The 18,016-nt window shown below is 67.3% G+C and carries 13 protein-coding genes; 6 read left to right on the top strand and 7 right to left on the bottom strand.

The window, feature by feature from the left end; translation table 11 throughout:
• Nucleotide 1: 1 nt before the first annotated feature.
• Entirely contained in the window at nt 2–2,113 is a 2,112-nt protein-coding gene (gene uvrB / locus AB0K21_RS12875; RefSeq protein WP_343968809.1) for an excinuclease ABC subunit UvrB, read from the bottom strand.
• A 199-nt stretch (nt 2,114–2,312) separates the two neighbouring features.
• Between uvrB and AB0K21_RS12870 the strand changes: the two genes are divergently transcribed.
• From AB0K21_RS12870 to AB0K21_RS12860, 3 genes are read left to right on the top strand one after another with little or no spacing between them, the layout of a single operon-like run.
• The gene (locus AB0K21_RS12870; RefSeq protein WP_343968807.1) at nt 2,313–3,878 is read left to right on the top strand and encodes an SPFH domain-containing protein; all 1,566 of its coding nucleotides are present in this window, start codon (nt 2,313–2,315) and stop codon (nt 3,876–3,878) included.
• A gap of 48 nt (nt 3,879–3,926) precedes the next feature.
• On the top strand, nt 3,927–5,177 hold the full coding sequence (locus AB0K21_RS12865; RefSeq protein ID WP_343968805.1) for an SPFH domain-containing protein: 1,251 nt from the start codon (nt 3,927–3,929) through the stop codon (nt 5,175–5,177).
• Nucleotides 5,178–5,194: 17 nt separating this feature from the next.
• A complete protein-coding gene (locus AB0K21_RS12860) occupies nt 5,195–5,968 on the top strand; it encodes a sporulation protein (protein WP_343968803.1) in 774 nt (257 codons plus the stop codon).
• 130 nt (nt 5,969–6,098) lie between these two features.
• On the opposite strand, the gene AB0K21_RS12855 is transcribed toward AB0K21_RS12860, so the two are convergent.
• The 3 genes from AB0K21_RS12855 to AB0K21_RS12845 form a co-directional block, all read right to left on the bottom strand.
• The gene (locus AB0K21_RS12855) at nt 6,099–6,317 is read right to left on the bottom strand and encodes a hypothetical protein (RefSeq protein ID WP_343968801.1); all 219 of its coding nucleotides are present in this window, start codon (nt 6,315–6,317) and stop codon (nt 6,099–6,101) included.
• Nucleotides 6,314–6,733 carry an ATP-binding protein gene (locus tag AB0K21_RS12850; protein WP_343968799.1) on the bottom strand — a complete coding sequence of 140 codons (420 nt, stop codon included), beginning with the start codon at nt 6,731–6,733 and terminating at the stop codon, nt 6,314–6,316. The genes AB0K21_RS12855 and AB0K21_RS12850 overlap by 4 nt, the downstream gene beginning before the upstream one ends.
• A 117-nt stretch (nt 6,734–6,850) precedes the next feature.
• Entirely contained in the window at nt 6,851–8,428 is a 1,578-nt protein-coding gene (locus AB0K21_RS12845; protein WP_343968797.1) for a hypothetical protein, read from the bottom strand.
• Between the two features lie 397 nt (nt 8,429–8,825).
• Here AB0K21_RS12845 and AB0K21_RS12840 point away from each other — a divergent pair, with 397 nt between their 5' ends.
• The gene (locus AB0K21_RS12840; protein WP_364149621.1) at nt 8,826–9,839 is read left to right on the top strand and encodes a hypothetical protein; all 1,014 of its coding nucleotides are present in this window, start codon (nt 8,826–8,828) and stop codon (nt 9,837–9,839) included.
• 195 nt (nt 9,840–10,034) lie between these two features.
• Here AB0K21_RS12840 and AB0K21_RS12835 read toward each other — a convergent pair whose 3' ends face one another.
• Nucleotides 10,035–10,271 carry a hypothetical protein gene (locus tag AB0K21_RS12835; RefSeq protein ID WP_364149619.1) on the bottom strand — a complete coding sequence of 79 codons (237 nt, stop codon included), beginning with the start codon at nt 10,269–10,271 and terminating at the stop codon, nt 10,035–10,037.
• On the bottom strand, nt 10,268–10,687 hold the full coding sequence (locus AB0K21_RS12830; RefSeq protein ID WP_364149617.1) for an ATP-binding protein: 420 nt from the start codon (nt 10,685–10,687) through the stop codon (nt 10,268–10,270). The genes AB0K21_RS12835 and AB0K21_RS12830 overlap by 4 nt, the downstream gene beginning before the upstream one ends.
• 252 nt (nt 10,688–10,939) lie before the next feature.
• On the opposite strand from AB0K21_RS12830, the gene AB0K21_RS12825 reads away from it, so the two are divergent.
• Complete coding sequence (locus AB0K21_RS12825; RefSeq protein WP_343968789.1) at nt 10,940–11,767, top strand: helix-turn-helix transcriptional regulator; 828 nt, start codon at nt 10,940–10,942, stop codon at nt 11,765–11,767.
• Complete coding sequence (locus tag AB0K21_RS12820; protein ID WP_364149614.1) at nt 11,749–11,967, top strand: DUF397 domain-containing protein; 219 nt, start codon at nt 11,749–11,751, stop codon at nt 11,965–11,967. The genes AB0K21_RS12825 and AB0K21_RS12820 overlap by 19 nt, the downstream gene beginning before the upstream one ends.
• A 401-nt stretch (nt 11,968–12,368) precedes the next feature.
• Here the strand turns inward: AB0K21_RS12820 and AB0K21_RS12815 are convergent, their stop codons facing one another.
• On the bottom strand, nt 12,369–17,993 hold the full coding sequence (locus AB0K21_RS12815; RefSeq protein ID WP_364149612.1) for a LamG-like jellyroll fold domain-containing protein: 5,625 nt from the start codon (nt 17,991–17,993) through the stop codon (nt 12,369–12,371).
• Nucleotides 17,994–18,016: the final 23 nt, after the last annotated feature.

The raw sequence follows: 18,016 nt of genomic DNA, 5'->3' as shown, positions 1-18,016 counted from the left end.
GTCAGGAGACCCCGGCCTCGCGCATGTCGCGGACCTCTCGCTTGAGCTCCTTGATCTCGTCACGGAGCCGGGCGGCGACCTCGAACTGCAGGTCGGCGGCGGCCTGGTGCATCTGCTCGGTGAGCGACTCCATCAGCGCCTCCAGCTGGGCCCTGGGCATCTCTCCGGCGATCGCCCTGGCGTGCTGGCCCGCCTGCTTGACCGCGAAACCGGGGACGGGTGCCTTGCCGCGCGACTGCTGGCGGCCGCTGCCACCGAGCAGCTGGGCGGTGTCGGCGTCCTCCCGGCTGAGCGAGTCGAGGATGTCGGCGATCTTCTTGCGGAGCGGCTGCGGGTCGATGCCGTTGGCCTCGTTGTAGGCGATCTGCTTGGCCCGGCGGCGGTTGGTCTCGTCGATCGCCCGTTCCATGGAGGGGGTGATCCGGTCGGCGTACATGTGCACCTGGCCGGAGACGTTCCTGGCCGCGCGGCCGATGGTCTGGATCAGGGAGGTCTCCGAACGGAGGAAGCCCTCCTTGTCGGCGTCGAGGATGGCCACCAGCGACACCTCGGGCAGGTCGAGGCCCTCGCGGAGCAGGTTGATGCCGACCAGCACGTCGAACTCGCCCATCCGCAGCTCGCGCAACAGCTCGATGCGGCGCAGGGTGTCGACCTCGCTGTGCAGGTAGCGGACCCGGATGCCGAGTTCGAGCAGGTAGTCGGTGAGGTCCTCGGACATCTTCTTGGTCAGCGTGGTGACCAGGACCCGCTCGTCCTTCTCGGTGCGGGTGCGGATCTCGTGGATCAGGTCGTCGATCTGCGACTTGGTCGGCTTGACGATCACCTCGGGGTCGATCAGGCCGGTCGGCCGGATGACCTGCTCGACCACGTCGCCCTTGGAGCGGCCCAGCTCATAGGGGCCGGGGGTGGCCGACAGGTAGACCGTCTGGCCGATCCGCTCCAGGAACTCCTCCCACTTCAGCGGGCGGTTGTCCATCGCGGACGGCAGGCGGAAGCCGTGGTCGACGAGGGTGCGCTTGCGGGAGGCGTCCCCCTCGTACATCGCGCCGATCTGCGGGACGGTCTGGTGGGACTCGTCCAGGACCAGCAGGAAGTCCTCGGGGAAGTAGTCGAGCAGGGTGTTGGGCGCGCTGCCCGGCTCGCGGTCGTCCATGTGCCGCGAGTAGTTCTCGATGCCGGAACAGCTGCCGATCTGGCGCATCATCTCCAGGTCGTAGGTGGTGCGCATGCGCAGCCGCTGGGCCTCAAGGAGCTTGCCCTGGCGCTCCATGGTCTCCAGGGACTCGGCCAGCTCGGCCTCGATGCCCCGGATGGCCTTCTCCATCCGCTCGGCGCCCGCGACGTAGTGCGAGGCCGGGAAGATGTAGAGCTCGGTGTCCTCGGTGATCACTTCGCCGGTCAGCGGATGCATGGTGGAGAGCTTCTCGATCTCGTCACCGAACATCTCGATCCGGACGGCGAGCTCCTCGTACTTGGGAATGATCTCGACGGTGTCGCCGCGCACCCGGAAGGTGCCCCGGGTGAAGGCCAGGTCGTTGCGGGTGTACTGCATGTCGACGAGGCGGCGCAGCAGGCTGTCGCGCTCGATCTCCTGGCCGACCTTGAGCCTGACCATCCGGTCGACGTACTCCTGCGGGGTGCCCAGGCCGTAGATGCACGAGACCGAGGCGACCACGATCGTGTCGCGGCGGGTCAGCAGCGAGTTGGTCGCCGAGTGGCGCAGCCGCTCGACCTCCTCGTTGATCGAGGAGTCCTTCTCGATGTAGGTGTCGCTCTGCGGGACGTACGCCTCGGGCTGGTAGTAGTCGTAGTAGGAGACGAAGTACTCGACCGCGTTGTTGGGCATCATCTCGCGCAGCTCGTTGGCGAACTGGGCGGCGAGCGTCTTGTTGGGCTGGATGACCAGGGTGGGTCGCTGGAGGCGCTCGATCAGCCAGGCGACCGTGGCGGTCTTGCCCGTACCCGTGGCGCCCAGCAGGACGTTGTCCTTGTCACCCGCCTTGACGCGCCGTTCGAGCTCGGCGATCGCGGTGGGCTGGTCGCCCGAAGGGGTCATGTCGGTGACGACCTCGAAGGGGGCCACCTTGCGCTGCAAATCTGTTACCGGCCTCACCTGTTCCACTGTAGGCGGCGTGACCGACAATCCTTCTCCGTACGGTCCCTCACCGGGGCACCCGGATTAACCGCGAAGCAAGTGAACCGCAAGCGAGGTCCCCTTTACTGGTCGACGTGCCTGCGCTCACAAAGCGTGATATATCGAGCTTTCGACATACGACTACCTCGGAGGTGTGATGTCCCGGCCAAGAGAAGCCATGCAGTACGCGAGGGCCGCGGCCCAGACGATAGGGCAGGGCGGCGACATGCGCCAGGTGGTCGGGCAGGCCGTCGGACAGTTCGCGGGCCAGATGACAGGGCAGCCCAACGGTGGACCGGGTGACTCCGGAGGCTCGGGGAACGCGGGCTTCGCGCTCAACCCCTCCGACTTCGCGGCCGCCCGTGACCAGGGCGCCTCCCCGGGCACGGTCATCGAGGCCCGCAGCGCGCCGCTCAACGAGGCGGGCGAGATCGTCAACCGGAGCTTCGGCGGCAAGGGCCAGCACGGCGAGTCCGTCCACGTCATCTCCCCCGTGGTCATCCCCAAGAGCGGTGCCGCCAAGGTGATCATCCCGCTGGTGGTGCTGGCCGGCCTCGGCCTGGTCGGGTTGGTCGCCACCGGCCTCCCGGACGGGGCACGGGTGCTGTTCGGCCCGCACTACTGGGCCGTGCTGGTGCTGGCCGCGGTGTTCCTGTGGTGGCGCAGGAGCGTGGTCATGGTGCCCGAGGGCTGCAAGGCCCTGATCACCAAGTTCGGCAAGCTCGTGCAGATCGCCGAGCCGGGCCGGGTGACGCTGTTCAACCCGTGGAAGCGGGTCAGCTACATCGTCAACACCACCCGCGAGTACCCCTTCAACGCGCCCATCCGCGAGGCTCCCACCCAGCAGGGCGTCAAGGCCAGCGTCGACCTGTTCCTGCAGTTCCGGATCGAGGACCCGGCCGAGTTCATCTTCGTGCTCGGCTCGGTCAGCGGCTTCCAGGCCAAGCTGCAGAACGCCATCAGCGAGGTCACCCGCTCGCTGATCTACTCCCAGCGCGCCGAGGAGATCTACGACCTGGTCGGCGAGAGCACGATGGGCATGCTGGACAACCTCAACCAGCAGTTCCTGCCCGCCGTACGGCTCACCGACGTCAACATCACGCACGCCGAGCCGTCCAGCCAGGAGTACCGGATGGACCTCGCCGCCCCCGAGATGATCAGGGTCGCGAAGGAGGCGTACACCTACGAGTACGAGCTCCAGCTGCGCAAGGAGCAGAACGAGGGTGACCTGATCAAGGAGCTGGCCGGGCTGCAGGAGCAGCTGTCGGCCATCCACGCCGAGATCGCCGGATACCAGGCCCGGATGGACACCGCGCTGGAACGCGCCTCGCACCAGGCGAAGGCCCAGGCGAGCCAGCGGCTGGTGGAGGCGGAGTCCACCGCCAAGGCCAACGCGGCGCTGCTGGAGGCCCAGGCGCTGGACATCCGCGCGCTGAGCGCCGCCGAAGCGCCGGAGATCCTCGACTACCGGTTCCAGCAGGACCTGCTCGACAAGCTGGAGTCCGTCGCCTCGCACCTGCCGCGCCTGGTGCAGGTCGGCGAGGACGTCGACCTCGACCTGCTCGCGCTGGCCAGGCAGCTGGTCGGCAGCCGCGAGGCACAGCTGTTCTCCGAGGCGGACATGGCCGCGATCAGGGCCCGGATGGCCGAGATCGGCGGCCGCGTCGAGGAGCGCGGGGCGGAGATCACCGCCCTGCTCAATCCCCCCGCCGACGTCGCCGCTCCGGTACGAGACGAGGACTGACGTGCACCGGAACGGACCACGAGGCGAACGAGGAGCGGTGAGGACCCAGTGAGCAACGGAGAATTCTCCAAGATCAAGGAATCTCTGGCCTCCTGGTCGGAGATCCGCCAGCTGCTGCGCGGCGGCGAGTCGGGCCAGCTGGTCCCGGTGGTGATCCCCAAGGACCGGCGCGGCTTCGCCTGGGTGACGCTGCTGTTCTTCGCCCTCTACCTGGCGGGCACCGCCGCGCTGGCCGACGGGGTGTTCTCCCTGCTGGCCGCGGTCGGCGCGGTGTTCTTCCTGGTGGTGGCGCTGATCTGGCTCTGGCGCCGGGCGATCATCGAGATCGAGGAGGGCACCACCGGCGTGCGCAGCCGGTGGGGCGCGATCGTCGGCACGCTGCCTCCCGGCCGCCACTACCTGTGGCTGCCGTGGGACCGGGTGGACGCGGTGGTGGACACCTCCACCGAGATCCCCTACTCCGCGCCGATCGTGGCCTGCCCGACCGCGGAGAACGTCCCGCTCAAGTCGATCGAGTTCTTCCTGAAGTTCCGCATCGTCGACCCGGTGGCCTTCGTCCGTACGATCGGCGCCGGCAACTTCGACCTGGTGCTCAGCAGCGCCGTACAGGACGCCATCCGCCAGCGCAGCCGCCTGGTGCGGACCGAACGCGCCTACGACCTGCGCGGCTCCGACGTCGGCGACATGCAGGAACTCCTCACCCGCCAGCTCGGCCGGTACGGCGTGCGGATCACCGGCGCCAACATCCCCGACGTGCAGCTGCCCGACCAGTACCAGCAGCACCTGGCCACCCGGGAGAAGGTCGCCAAGGAGCTGTCGGCCTTCGAGCGCGAGTGGGAGCTCACCCGCAAGCGCAGGATCGACACCCTGCTGATGGAGATCGAACGCGCCAAGAAGACGCGGGACGCGCGTATCGTCGAGGTGCGCGCCGCCGCCAACACGGCGCGTAAGGACGTCGCCCGCATGCTGGAGGAGCACGAGACCGAGGCGCAGCGGGTGCGCTGGGAGATCGAGGCCAGGGGCCGGGCCGAGCTCACCTCCGCCGAGAACGAGGCGAAGGGGCTGCGCAGGCTGGCCGACTCCTACCGTGACAACCGCGCCGTGCTCCAGTACGAGCTGGCCCGCCGCAGGCTCGACGTGGGCGCCAAACTCGCGGAGAGCGCACCTCGTCCCGTCGTCGTCCGCACCACCGGCGCCTCCGGCGACACCTCCGCACTGTCCACCCTGCTTCTGGCCCAGCTCCTGCCCCAGTTGGGCGGCGGCAACGGCCAGGTCGCCCCGCCGAACCAAATCCCCTGAGAAAACCTGGAGTCAAGATGGTGTTCCGTAAGCTGATGGCCGCGTTCGGGGCGGGTGTCGAGGTCGACACGGTCCTGCAGAACTCGCACGTACGGCCCGGCGAGGTCCTGCGCGGGCAGGTCAACTTCCGCGGCGGCGGCTCCGACTACCGGGTCGAGGGCATCTTCATCGACTTCACCGCGGTCGTCGAGGTCGAGAGCGGCGACAACGAGTACAAGTCGACCTACAGCTTCCTGCGCCAGCAGATCACCGGGCCGTTCCACCTGGCCGCGGGCGCCCCGCAGTCGGCCCCCTTCCAGATCCAGGTCCCCTGGGAGACCCCGATCAGCGCCATCGGCGGCCACCCGCTGCGCGGCATGCAGCTCGGCGTCTCCACCGAGCTCGCCCTGGCCGGCGCGCTCGACAAGGGCGACCTCGACCCGCTGTTCGTCAACCCGCTGCCCGCCCAGGACCACCTGCTCGGCGCGCTGGACCGGATGGGCTTCCGCTTCAAGAAGGCCGACCTGGAGCGGGGCACCCTGCACGGCTCGCGGATGCCGTTCTTCCAGGAGATCGAGTACTACGCGGGCGGCGAGTACCACCGCCACTTCAACGAGCTGGAGCTGACCTTCATCGCCGGCCCCCAGGCGATGGACGTCATCCTGGAGGCCGACAAGCGCGGCGGTTTCCTGTCCTCCAGCCACGACAGCTACAGCCGCTTCACCATCCACTACAACGACCACCCGGGCCAGGTCGAGCAGTCGCTGCGCGGCGGCCTCCAGGCCATGGCCCAGAAGCGCGGCTGGTTCTGACCTCTCACACACACGGCCGGGCCCCCACCATCGGGGCCATGGCCCAGAAACACGGCTGATTCTGGCCTCTCACACACGGCCGTGCCCCGTCATCGGGGCACGGCCGTTTCGCGTTTCAGACGGCCTACTTTCAGAGGCGATTCCCGCGCTTCCTCTCGGCCGCCAGGCGGCGTGCCATTTCGCCGAGGGTTTCCGTGCACATCACGTTGAGCAGGTCATCCCCGCCGAGGAGCTCCTCGGACAGGGTGTGCCTGCGTATGGCACGGTAGCCGCCGGCCGTCTCGGAGATGAGCCAGTCCCTGCCGTACCTGGCGACCAGAATGGCGATCTCCCCCGGTCCCCCGGTCATCGTCGCGCCAGTCGGAACCAGACGATCCGGCCCGCCGCGCCCTCGTGCCAACCCCACGACAGGGACAGCTCGCGAACCAGCCAGAGCCCACGGCCGCCCTCCGCGCCCTCGTCCTGCCCGGGCGGAATCCTGGGGGCACAGGTGGCGGACCCGCTGTCGGTCACCGCTATCTGGACGCTCTCCCCGCAGTTCGCCACCGCGACCGTCACCAGCCCGCCGGCGCGTCCCGACTCCGAATGCCGCACCGCGTTCGACACGAGTTCACTGACCAGAAGCTCCGCGTCGTAGGTATCCCGCTGACCTGATCTCCTCAGCACGCCTCTGACATATCGCCGGGCCGTACAGATCGACCCGGCCACCCCGGGCAGTTCGACCCTGCCCAGCAGGCCGAGCGCGGAAACCGCTTCGGCACTCATTGGATCATCACCATTCCTGCAAGGTGCCAGTCGCTCGAAAAACGCCTGTCACGATGTCTCCGCTTTGCTGTGACGCACGACTGCCCGACGACATCCGATGGGGGCGGGCGGGTGCCGCTAACCTGCCGGGCGCAGGACCCGGTCCCAGGAGGTGTGCGTGTCATGGTGGGCGCGTTCGCGCCGGTCGAGTGTCACGCAGATGTTGTCCCCGGCGAACGCCTCCCGCCAGACGTAGCCCTGGATGCAACTGCGCGGCCCGTCCGGGCCGTCCGTCCAGCGACCGGCCCCCATCATGTTGTCGGCGATGACCTGGTCGCGGACCTCCTGGGTGACGCAGACCTGGTCGAAGTCGTCGGCTCCTCGCCAGACATAGCCCGGTTTGCAGGCGTTGGGGCCCAGGACGAGCTTGGCCGGGTTGCTCCGTGATGCGGCGGCGGCGTTGTCGGAGATCACCTGACGGCGCGTGCCGGGGGACACGCACACATTGTCGTGCGGCGTGGCCAGTCGCCGCGTGTACGCGAAGACGCACTGGCCGTCCTCCTGCCAGTTCGGAGCGTCCGCGGTGTCGGCCTGGGTCTGCTCGTAGACGGCCGGTGTCACGCACACCAGGTCGTCGTACGTCGCCTTGCGGTGGACGTAGCCGTTCAGACACTTCTGGGGGAGATCGGTGCTGACCGTGACGACCGCCTCCTCCTGCCCCACGGAGTCGATCGAGACGCTGACCCCGTTGGTGTTCAGCGACGTCACGGGATTGCGCGTTATACGGTCTTTCAGCAGGTACGACACGCCGTTCTTGACCTCGTGCAGCAGCACGAGGTCGGCGGGGATGCCGGCGCTCTGGCCGGTCTTCTTGCGGAACTCCACCGTGTAGTAGTGGAACGGGTCGGCGGCGTCGAACGGGACGCGTACCATCCGTGTGCCGATCTTGCCGGGTTGGTCCAGCGGTACGAGGCGGACGGTCCGGCTCGCCACGCCGTCCGCGCCGAGCGTGACGATCCGGTGCGGCTCCAGCCAGCCCATCTCGTCACGGGTGGGACCGTTGAGGCCGACCGCGCTGGTGCCGAACCTCTCTGTCCGGTACGTGTGGATGTGCATGGCGCTCATGATGTCCCACTGGTCGTCGTACTCGCCGAACTGTGCCCAGTCGACCAGGCGGAAAGTGGGGTCGTCGGAGAAGGAGTGGTCCCTGTCGTAGCCGTGCAGCAACTCGTGGGTGGCGAATCCGAGGTTCCAGGCGAGCGGGTCCAGCAGCACCCGCTTTCCCCAGCTGCCGGAGTCCACCGGGGCGTTGATCATGACGGCGGTCCAGTGGTTGGACGGAACGGTGTAGCCCGCGGCGGCGGCCGTCTGCACGCAGTCCTCGATTCGCTGCCACCGGCTCTTGGTCCTGGCCTGCTCCAGAGTGAAGGGCATCGTGTACCAGCCCTTCACCACGGATCCCGCCACGCTCGTCCGACCGCCCGACTGATCGGCCAGGTAGTCGGCGAACCCGCCGAGGCCCTTGCCCGCGTCGGTGAACAGCTCCCGGAAGAACTGCGGGGGCCTGGGCTCCTCCGGACGGTCGGCGAACTTGCACAGCAGCACCGACCAGGGCAGGTCGCCCTGTACCGGGTACGCCTGGGCCGGCAGGGCGGGCACGCAGAGCAGAGCGAGCAGCGCGATCGCGGCGGTCAGCGACGATCTTCGTAAGCGCATGAATCCTCCTTGGACACCCCCGACACCAGACCAAGGTCTCAACCGCCGCTTGTTGTTCACTTGTACGTGAATGAAGACCCCACCGACCGGTTCCCGGCTCGCGCCGTCGCCCACGAAGTGGCTGCCAGGCCACCACCTGCGAAGGCGGTCCGGGCCGCCTGTCCTGAACCCCGTATTCCGGCTTTTCCAGTGGTCCACAAGCCGCTTCCCAGCGCCGTGGGCGAGCATGCGACAGCGGGATGCCTCCGCCTGAGGAGGGGCGCGATGAGCGGTGGCGAACGGAGTGAACACGGGGAAGGCTCCGCGCCACGTGTCCGGGCGGGCCACGGCGCGACGTCGTGGCCCGCCCGGGGATCGGTCGCCGCCCACGACATTCCGATGGCGAAACGAAGGTCCCATGAAACGTGTCACGACCCTGCTCGTCTTAGGCCTGCTCACCGCGTTGTCACCGGCCCCCGCCCAGGCGGTCGCCGCGGAGAGGCAACTGGTCGTCCACAGCGTCCAGGCCGACCCCACCTACACCGGGCTGTGCCGGGGAGCCGAGAACGGTGTCAGGGTGACCGCGCGGTTGACCTACACCGGCCCAGGCGAGACCTATCTGACACTCGTCTTCGACGGCCCGGGATCCCGCGAGATCACCGGCGTCCTGCTCCGCACGCGCACGGGTTCGACCAGCTACCACCTCGCCATCACCGCACCCGCCTCGCATCGCACCCTGAGTCAGAGCAGCACGACGACCTGCGCGGCCCCGCCCGTCGACATCGCCACCGTGAGCGAGCTGAACTACGACGGCGCGTGCGGTCCGGCCTTCTCGACCCCGCTGCGGGCCAAGATCACTTCCGGCAAGGGGACGACGCGCTACCAGTGGGTCGACGAGAACGAACAGCCGCTGCTCGGAAGCGAGGTGCAGACCGTACAGATCACGGAGGACGGCGGCACGCAGTACGTCGACGGCCCGCGGCTGCCGCGACAGCGTCCGGGCAGCGGGAAGGTGGCGCTCCTGTTCCCCGACCTGAACTCCACCCCCCTCATGTCCGGCCTGACCGCCTGGTCCACGACCTGCCGGCCCCTCGCGACGCCGAATCTGACCCAGGTGGAGTTCACCAGCGAGGATGAGAGCTGCGAGCTGCCCAGGCCCGCCATCTTCACACTGAAGGGCTCGATCACCGCGCTGGGGCCGGGTCCCATCCGCTACGCGTACGCGCGCAAGAGCGCCCAGACGAACAACGCCTGGGTCCGCGACCCGTGGACCTCACTGACGCTCACCTCGGCCGGCATCGTCGACGTGTCCAGGCAGTGGACGGTGCCCGCCGGCCGGCGCGGGGAGCAGGGGTACTGGCGCCTTGAGATCGACGAGCCGTACACGAGCGTGTCCGGCCAGGCCCGCTACTGGTTCTACTGCCCCGACTAGCGGTGAGCCTCCCGCCCCGGGCGCCTCATTCCTCGAAGCGGTCCGGGGCATTGATTCGCCCTCCCGATAGGCATATGGATTACGCACCCCTGACACCTCATTTGGTCGCTTAAGGAAAGGACGGGGGCGCGGGCAGTCGTCAACATATGACGCCTCGCGACTGATTGGAACAACGGTCTGCTCGACCACCGAACCTCAGCCCGCGAACGACTGTCCCGGTGGCCGATTCTCGCGCCTCCTCTCGGCTGCCAGGCGGCGGGCCATTTCACCGAGGGTGGCCGTGCACATCACATTGGACAGGCCACCCTCCTCGGACAGGCCATGGCGGCGTACCGCGTAGTAGCCGCCTCCGGCAGCCTCGGAGATGAGCCACTGCCTGCCGCACCGGGCGATCAGGACGGCCATCTCCCCGGGGGCCGGCGCGTCGGTCATCGTCGTGCCAGCCGGAACCAGACGATCCGCCCCACCGCGCCCTCGTACCAACCCCAGGACAGCGCGACCTCGCTGACCAGCCAGAGCCCACGGCCGCCCTCGGCGTCCTCGTCCGGTCCGGCCGGAATCCTCGGGGCACAGGTGGCGGAGCCGCTGTCGCCCACCGCTATCTGCACGGTCTCACCGCAGTTCGCCACCACGACCGTCACCAGCCCGCCGGCGCGTCCCGACTCCGAATGCCGCACCGCGTTCGACACCAGCTCGCTGACCAGAAGCTCCGCGTCGTAGGTGTCCCGCAGACCTGACTTCTCCAGCACTCCCCTGACGTATCGCCGGGCCACACCGACCGACTCGGCCACCCCGGGCAGTTCGACACTGCCCAGCAGACCGAGCGCGGGAACCGCTTCGGCGCCCATTGGATCACCGCCATTCCTGCGAGGTGCCAGGCGCCCAGAAAACGCCTGTCACAATGTCTCCGTTAACCAGGCGAATTGTCCATTTAGTTCCTTGACATCACCCGGATAAAGGCTTGGCACCATAGAGTGCACAGGGTTAGGCTGCCATTACAGAAAGAATCGACCGACAAATGAACGACGACCCTCTACACATGGTGTAGCCATTTGTCATTTATTTGACGGCCGACGTCATCAAAACGTTGGAGAGGTGAAATGGGAAACGACCTCGACCCGCGCCTGACACCGGCCCAGCGCTTCGGCCGCGAGCTGGCACGGGCCCGCAGGGAGGCGGGCCTGTCACAGACCCGGCTCGGCACTCACCTGGGCGTCTCGTCGTCGCTCATCGGCCACATCGAGATCGGCAACCGGAACCCCAGCCTTGACCTGGCGGCCCGCTGCGACAGGTTCTTCAAGACGGACGACCACTTCACCCACCTCTGCCGGAACATCACCGCCCCCACCGGACCACGCTGGTTCCTGAGATGGTCCGAAGAGATCGAACCCCGCGCCCGCGTGCTGCGCTGCTGGGACCCGCTCCTGGTCCCCGGCCTGCTCCAGACGGAGAACTACGCACGAGCCGTTGTCCGTGGCGGCCTGGCCGCCTCGGAACAGGAGGTCGAAAACCAGGTCAGCGCTCGCGTCCGACGACAGCTGATCTTCAAAAGGGAGACCCCGACCATCCTGTGGGCGCTTCTCGACGAGTGGGTGCTCCGCCGCCCTATGGGAGGTCCGGAGGTCATGTACGAGCAACTCGACCATCTCGCCTCCGCCGCCGACTGGCAGAACGTAAAGGTGCAGATCGTTCCCCACGACACCTCCTGCACGACAGGGCTGCTGTCCGGATTCGTTCTCGCCGAACTCTCGGACGCGCCGACCGCCGTCTCCATAGAGTCGGCGGGAGAAGGCGAAGTTTCAGCGGAACACAGTCTGGTAAGTGTCGTCTGGGATAGATATGACAGGATTCGAACAGAGGCACTTCGTCCCAGCCAGTCGCTAGATATGATCAAAGAAGCGAGGGACCAATGGAAGCAGCAGACCTGACCGGCCTCGACCTCTCCAAGGCCACCTGGAAGAAGAGCTCCCTCAGCGGCGAGAGCGGTGGAAACTGCGTCGAAGTCGCCAACCTCCCCCGAACCATCGCCATCCGCGACAGCAAAAACCCCACCGGCCCAGCCCTCACCTTCACCCCCACCGAATGGCGTACCTTCCTCACCGCCGTAAAGTCCGGCCACTTCGACTGACCAGCCGGACCTCTCTTCGCGGCCGGACCTCAAATTCCTGCTCAGAGATCCACTCGCGCCTGAAAACCACATGCACCCGACCGTCCCAACGGTCGGGTGCCGTTTTGATATGGTGCAGCTTCCCGTAGGTACAACTCACTCGGGCTGTCGCCCGCGCTCAACGATGTGAATGGTGCGGACCTCCGGCTTTGCAAGCAGTTCAAGCACCAGGTCACGGCTATGTAAGGTGGCAATGAAGCCATAGACTTTACCTCGCGCCGCGTTCAAATCTACACGCCACAGGTGGCCGGGGGTGTGGGCTACCCACCCCCCCAGCCACCTCTTATCGTCCGGTGAACCGCGTGGCCGATCGCGCTCGCGCCCGTCGCCTCAATGAGGGTGCACGATGCGCAGCGCCAGACTTACCCATTAATCCTGTCGTCGTAGTTATAAGGCCACACGGTTTTAGCCCACCAGAATTTTCCACCGAACTCATTGATCGAAATCGTCTTGTCTCGACTGGCGCAGTGCGACGGTTCGGTGGCGTCATCCTTGCACAACGCAAGAACCTTGAGCGTTCCCCTCACTGTATGCTTGACCCCGCTAAACCCATCGCAGAACAGATTTCCGCATGTTAGGGAGAACGACCTGAGAGGCTCCGGGAACAACTGTTTCACACGGGTCGGGCCGTCGTAGGAGAGAGTGCCGGTTGTATCGGTTTGCGCGATGCCCAACCCAGGAGGCCACGAGATGGAGGGGGACCAGAGGGGGGATCTGAACGTCAAGCTCGTATCGACTTTCAGCTGAAGATTGTCGAGGATCAGCTTGTCGACCTTGCTCTTGCCGAACGACCCCGATGGTTTGACCTCTGCGTATACGCTCCATTCCTTCACTTGAAGAGGAAGTATGGTGTTTTCATATTGCCATCTGAGGACGCCGCCGGCCTCAAACGGGAGTCCCTTCGTGACATAGTTCCAGCCGAAGATATCCGACCTACAGGCGGCACCAGAGCAGACTCTGAGGGCGCCCCATCCCTCCGGCCCCACCGGCCCTGCGCTCCCGCCGGCACCACCTGCCGAGTCTTCACACACCTCGTGTTCGCCGCCGCCTGGGTCGACGAACCCGGCGCAGCGGTCATAACCGTCCGTGGAGTCTTGATATTTCGGCATTGGAGCCTGAATCTCGGTCATATTGCCGCACCGGTCGAACACGTGAATCGAGATGGTCGACTCGCTCGGATGGACGACACCCTTCGTACTGGCCCCCATCCCTGAACCAGGGTCTGGCGAGGTTTGAGTCCAGGCCCGCGTGACGGAGGCGACAACGTGAACCGATCCCCCCGGACCGGGCTGAATAACCACGTCGTCCAGCGTGACACTGGAGTCGCTGCGTGTCTCTTCCATCTGCTCCATGCTGGCGTCGTACTGCACAAGGGCCGTGTTCAGCAGCGACAACTTCGCGGTGCTCGGCGCATCAGGGGTCACACCTGACACGTCCCAGATCGTCGCAGCCCGCCCCTCCAGTACAGCGTCCTGCGCCTGATAGTAGGCCTTGACGCGCTGGATGTACTCCGCCGCCCCTGACTCTTCGGCGGCGGCCTTGGTCTGCGGCTGCTCGCCGTCCAGGAATGGGATGCACGGTTGGGTCGCGTCCTTGACCGGCGGTGGCGGCACGGCCTTCGGCGTGACCGTCGTCGCCTCCCAGTCACCCTGTCCGAATGCGGTCTTGGCGCGAACCTTTACCGTGTGGAATTCCCCGTTCGTCAGCCCGGTGATTGCCCCGTACGGCTCTTTGACGTCGAGAGTCTTCACCACGGTGCCGCTGCTATTGGCGACCTCGATGTCGTAGCCGTCCAGCATCGCAACGCTGCCGTTGGATTCCGGTATCCCCCAACTGGCTATAGCGCTGCCGTCGCCGCCGGATGCGGTGAGATTGAGCACCCTGCTGGGTGGGCCGGCGAGCAGATAGGTGAGGGCAAGCGTCGGTTGCTCGATGGCTACCGTGTCGCCGAAGGTTATCGTCGCGTCGGTGTTGGAGGTGAGCAGGATCCATTGGTACTCGCTGCCTGCGATGTCGGCCTGCGGAGTGTTCAACGGCAGAGACAACGGCGTGGCACTGGTGTCAGCGTCAGCCGCCAAATCCGAGCCCTTACTGTCACCGGTGACCGGGCTCCTCAGCGGTGTGGCGGTGATTGCCGCGTCCGCAGGGCACACACCTCCGGCGCAGACCGGGGTGCCCATCTTGAGTATGCCCTCCGATACGGCCGCACCGTCCGGAAGCTCGTCCAGCCGGAATGCGATCACCGCTGCGGTCTTGTCAACACCGCTACCGCCGATCTGCATGACGGTCGAGTCCGTCACTGTACAGGGTGAGCCGTCGCAGGCGGTCGGATCGACCTTGGCGGTTTTGATGACGAAGCTGTCCTTGCCCAGTGTCAGATGCCGGACATCCTCCACCGGGGGCGGCGGGGGTGTGCCAGGTGTGGTGAAGGAAGCGGGGGCGGTCTTGGGGGTGCAGACTTCTTCGATGCCTGAATCGTCTGATGTGGTGGCGCTGGTCGTCGTCTTCGACGTAACAGTTGAGGCCGTGGTGCCACCGAGGGGGGTGTTCATGTCGGTGGTGATCTCGGCGGCGGTTTGGGCGCGGTTGTAGATGCGGACGTCGTCGATGGCGCCCTTGAAATATTCGCCGTAGGCGGTGTTGCCGCCGATGTGGAGCTTTCCGGCGTCGTTCATGATCGCGCCGGTGATGGCCGCTTGGCCGATTTGGGTGCCGTTGTGGTAGAGGCGGGCGGTGCTGCCGTTGTAGGTGACGGCGAGGTGGGCCCAGGTGTTGGTGGTCAGGGCGGTGGTCGCGGTGACGACTTCAGGTACGTCGTCGATGGTGAACCAGCCGGTGGGGGCTCCTTCGGCGGTGGCGTACAGGCTGTAGGACAGGTCGTTGAAACCGTTGTGGTCCTTGGCGATGACGGTGCGCCAGCCGTCCAGCGCGGTGGGCCTGACCCAGGCCGACAGGGTCAGCGCGTTGGTCAGCCGCAGGGAGGGGGAGCTGTTGACGGTGACCCAGCTGGTGGTGCCGTTGAAGGACAGGGCCTGGCCGAATTTGCCGGTGGTCCACGTGGTGCCGCTTGCGGTGCCGTTGTTGGTGCCGGTCGCGTCTGCGATGGCGGTGCCGGTGCCTTCGTTCATGCCGTAGGCCGCCACCAGTCCGGCAGGCGTCGGGGTCGGAGTCGGAGTCGGTGTGGGGGTGGGTGTCGGGTTGGGGGTGGGTGTCGGGTTGGGGGTGGGATCGGTGCCGGGGTCGCCCCCGTCCTGCGGGCCGGTGACGCAGGCGGTCATCTGCCACTTGTAGGTGCTGCCGGGCTGCACGGTGTTGGCCGGGAGTTGGAAGGAGGCGCGTTCGCCGCCGTTGACGGTACGGGCGCCGAGGGGGGCGGAGCCGACCGGTAGCCCGTTGCTGTCGTAGAGGTAGTACTTGGCGGTCACCGCGCCGCCGGAGGGGCGGTTGACCATGCCAGACAGGATCGGCTGGATCGGGTCGGCCATGCCGGTCTCGGTGTCGGAGGGCAGCGTCGGGGCGTCGCTGGTGATGCGGTAGGCCGGGCTCTCGTTGCAGGAGGGCGGGGTGACGCCACTGCGGCAGGCCTTGACGACGAACTTGAAGCTGGCCGGGTTGTCGAGGGTGAAGACCTTGTCCAGCGGTTGGCCGGAGGGGATGTCGTTGTGGGTGGTGGTGCCGGGCACGCCGACCAGTGAGCGGATCTCGTCACCGGTCAGGACGCGCTGGTAGGCGTGCACGTCGTCGACGGCGCCGTCGAAGGTGGTGTCCTCTTCACCGAAGAGACTGCCGCGGCCGAGTTCGAAGGCGCCACGGCCGTTCCAGGTGACGGTGTGGTCGCGTTCGGCGTTGAGCTCGCCGTCGACGTACAGGCGCATCTTGTGCGCGGTCGCGTCGTACTGCACCGCGAGATGGGTCCAGCGGCCGACGCTCGCCAGCTTCTTCGACCCGACGGGGATGGGATCGATGTCGGTGGCGCTGTCGCTGTCCATCACATTGAAGATCCAGCGCTGGTCCAGCTCGGCGGCGTTGGAGGTGAGGTAGCCGAGGCTGAAGGCGGGCTGGTTGGTACCACTCTGGGAGAACACGGCCTGGTCGGCGGCGCCGCTGTCGAGCCGGGCCCAGGCGGTGACCGTGTAGCTCTGGTTGGTGTTCAGGACAGGTCCGCTGGTGCGGGCCCGCCCGCCGGGGGACAGTTTGACCGCCTGGCCGAGCTGGCCGGGGACGCGGCTGTAGGTGCCGCTCAGGGTGGCGTTGAAGCCCTTGCCGGTGGCGTCGGCGGCGCTGGTGCCGGAGGTCTCGTCCAGCTTCCACCAGGCCGCCTCCCCGACGGGCAGTTGCGCGGCCGGGGGCGCCATGGTCGAGTCGTTGACGGTGACGGTGTAGTCCAGGTTGGCCGTCTCCGGGACGCTGGACCTGTAGGTGACTTTGACGTTGGTGCTGCGGGCGATGGCGTCGTTGCCGACCATGGAGTCGATCGACTCGGCGGAGACGGTGGGGATCACCGGCGGCAGTACCCAGTCCACGCTCAGCTTGGGCACCTTCGGGCCGCCCCACAACTGGGCCCAGAACGAGTAGCTCTCTCCGGTGTCCCTGGGGACCGGGAGCTCGCTGCCCAGCCGCAGCTGCAGGCCGTGGTTGGGGGTGCCGGAGGCCCAGGCGCGGGTCATCGTGGTCAGGTCCCAGCTCCAGACCGCGCCGTCCGTGGTGACCTGGGCGCACGGGTCGAGCGAGGAGCGTTCGTTGGGGCTGGTGGCCGGCTGGTTCTCCCAAAAGGTGTCATCGGCGACCCACGCCTCGGTGATCCGATGGGCCGCGACCGACTGCAGGGTGCCGCACGTGGCGTTGCCGTTCAGGTACAGCTGCATGGTCGCCTTGACCACATGGCGGCCGGTGATGGCGGCGGTGTCGAACGCCAGCAGCGCGCGGGTGGCCTGCTCGTTGGGGTAGCCGCAGCTGCCTGGCGTCGGGCAGCTTCTGTGGTTGGAGCGGGAGACCAGGCCCGGCCCCTGCTGGTAGACGGGGGACTTGACCGACACCTCCTGCGTCACCCCGAGCGTGGTGGTGGGGTCCACCCGCACCGGATACCGGGTGGCCGGGTCGGCCAGCCACTTCGGATCCGGTTTGAGCACCAGCACGGTGCCGCCGTTCTCGGTCCTCACCTCGGTGTCGACCCTGGCTTCCCGGCCCGGCTGCTTGGCGTCGGCTTTGGCGGCGGTCGCGTCCCACATGCGTGGCGCGGGAGCGGAGGCCACCTTGCGGCCCTTGCCCGCTGACAAGGTGAGCATGCCGGACTTCGTCTCACGAAGTGTGAGCCCCGGAGCGTGCACCGGCAGCCGGAACTCCACCAGCCCACTCGGCCGCTCACGCAGCACCACATCGTGCCGGAACCCGGTCGGCAGCGCGGTCACCACCAGGTCCGCCGACGGGCCGGCGGCGCCGGCGTAGGTGGCCACGTTGCCGTTGACCTGCGGCTTCGGCAGCGCTGTGGGCCAGGACAGGCCGAAGCTGTCCGTACGGCCCAGCCGCATGGTGGCGAACGGTGTGGTACCCCCGGCCGACAGCCGCAGACCGGCCTTGGCCAGACGCGGCTTGAGCACGCCGTTCTCTTCGACGAGCGCGGTGTCGATCCACGCCCAGGAGCCGTCCGCCTGCCGCAGTTGGGCAGGGCCGTTGTAGGACTGGGTGGACAGATGCCCGTCCGGATACGCCCAGGTGCGTGAGGTCTCGGTGAAGGCGGCCTCCACCGCCACCGGTTTGTTCTGCTTCCTGGCCTCCGCGACCGCCGCACGCAGCGGCGCGTCCGGGTCCTCCGGACGCGGGAAGGTGGTTGTCGAAGGTGTGGAGGGCGGGGTCGGTTGCGGATCGGCCTGGGCGGACGCTGATACGCCTGCCACCAGCACCGATGCCGTGACTGTGAGCACCATCGCCACAGGCAGGAAAAGACGAGGTGGTTTTGACCGCCTCGCCACGCTGACCAGCTTGTTCACTGACACCCTTTCCTTTAAGGGGC

The sequence above is a fragment of the Streptosporangium sp. NPDC049248 genome, assembly GCF_040678965.1.
GTDB classification, from domain to species: Bacteria; Actinomycetota; Actinomycetes; order Streptosporangiales; family Streptosporangiaceae; genus Streptosporangium; species Streptosporangium fukuiense.
Note: the sequence above shows the minus strand (reverse complement) of the source record. Positions and strands in the feature narration are given on the sequence as shown.

Excerpts from the sequence above, each read along its gene's own strand:
- AB0K21_RS12870 (WP_343968807.1), top strand. The coding sequence starts at position 2,313 with ATGCAGTACGCGAGGGCCGCGGCCCAGACGATAGGGCAGGGCGGCGAC.
- AB0K21_RS12860 (WP_343968803.1), top strand. The coding sequence starts at position 5,195 with ATGGTGTTCCGTAAGCTGATGGCCGCGTTCGGGGCGGGTGTCGAGGTC.
- AB0K21_RS12855 (WP_343968801.1), bottom strand. The coding sequence starts at position 6,317 with ATGACCGGGGGACCGGGGGAGATCGCCATTCTGGTCGCCAGGTACGGC.
- AB0K21_RS12850 (WP_343968799.1), bottom strand. The coding sequence starts at position 6,733 with ATGAGTGCCGAAGCGGTTTCCGCGCTCGGCCTGCTGGGCAGGGTCGAA.
- AB0K21_RS12845 (WP_343968797.1), bottom strand. The coding sequence starts at position 8,428 with ATGCGCTTACGAAGATCGTCGCTGACCGCCGCGATCGCGCTGCTCGCT.
- AB0K21_RS12840 (WP_364149621.1), top strand. The coding sequence starts at position 8,826 with ATGAAACGTGTCACGACCCTGCTCGTCTTAGGCCTGCTCACCGCGTTG.
- AB0K21_RS12835 (WP_364149619.1), bottom strand. The coding sequence starts at position 10,271 with ATGACCGACGCGCCGGCCCCCGGGGAGATGGCCGTCCTGATCGCCCGG.
- AB0K21_RS12830 (WP_364149617.1), bottom strand. The coding sequence starts at position 10,687 with ATGGGCGCCGAAGCGGTTCCCGCGCTCGGTCTGCTGGGCAGTGTCGAA.
- AB0K21_RS12825 (WP_343968789.1), top strand. The coding sequence starts at position 10,940 with ATGGGAAACGACCTCGACCCGCGCCTGACACCGGCCCAGCGCTTCGGC.
- AB0K21_RS12820 (WP_364149614.1), top strand. The coding sequence starts at position 11,749 with ATGGAAGCAGCAGACCTGACCGGCCTCGACCTCTCCAAGGCCACCTGG.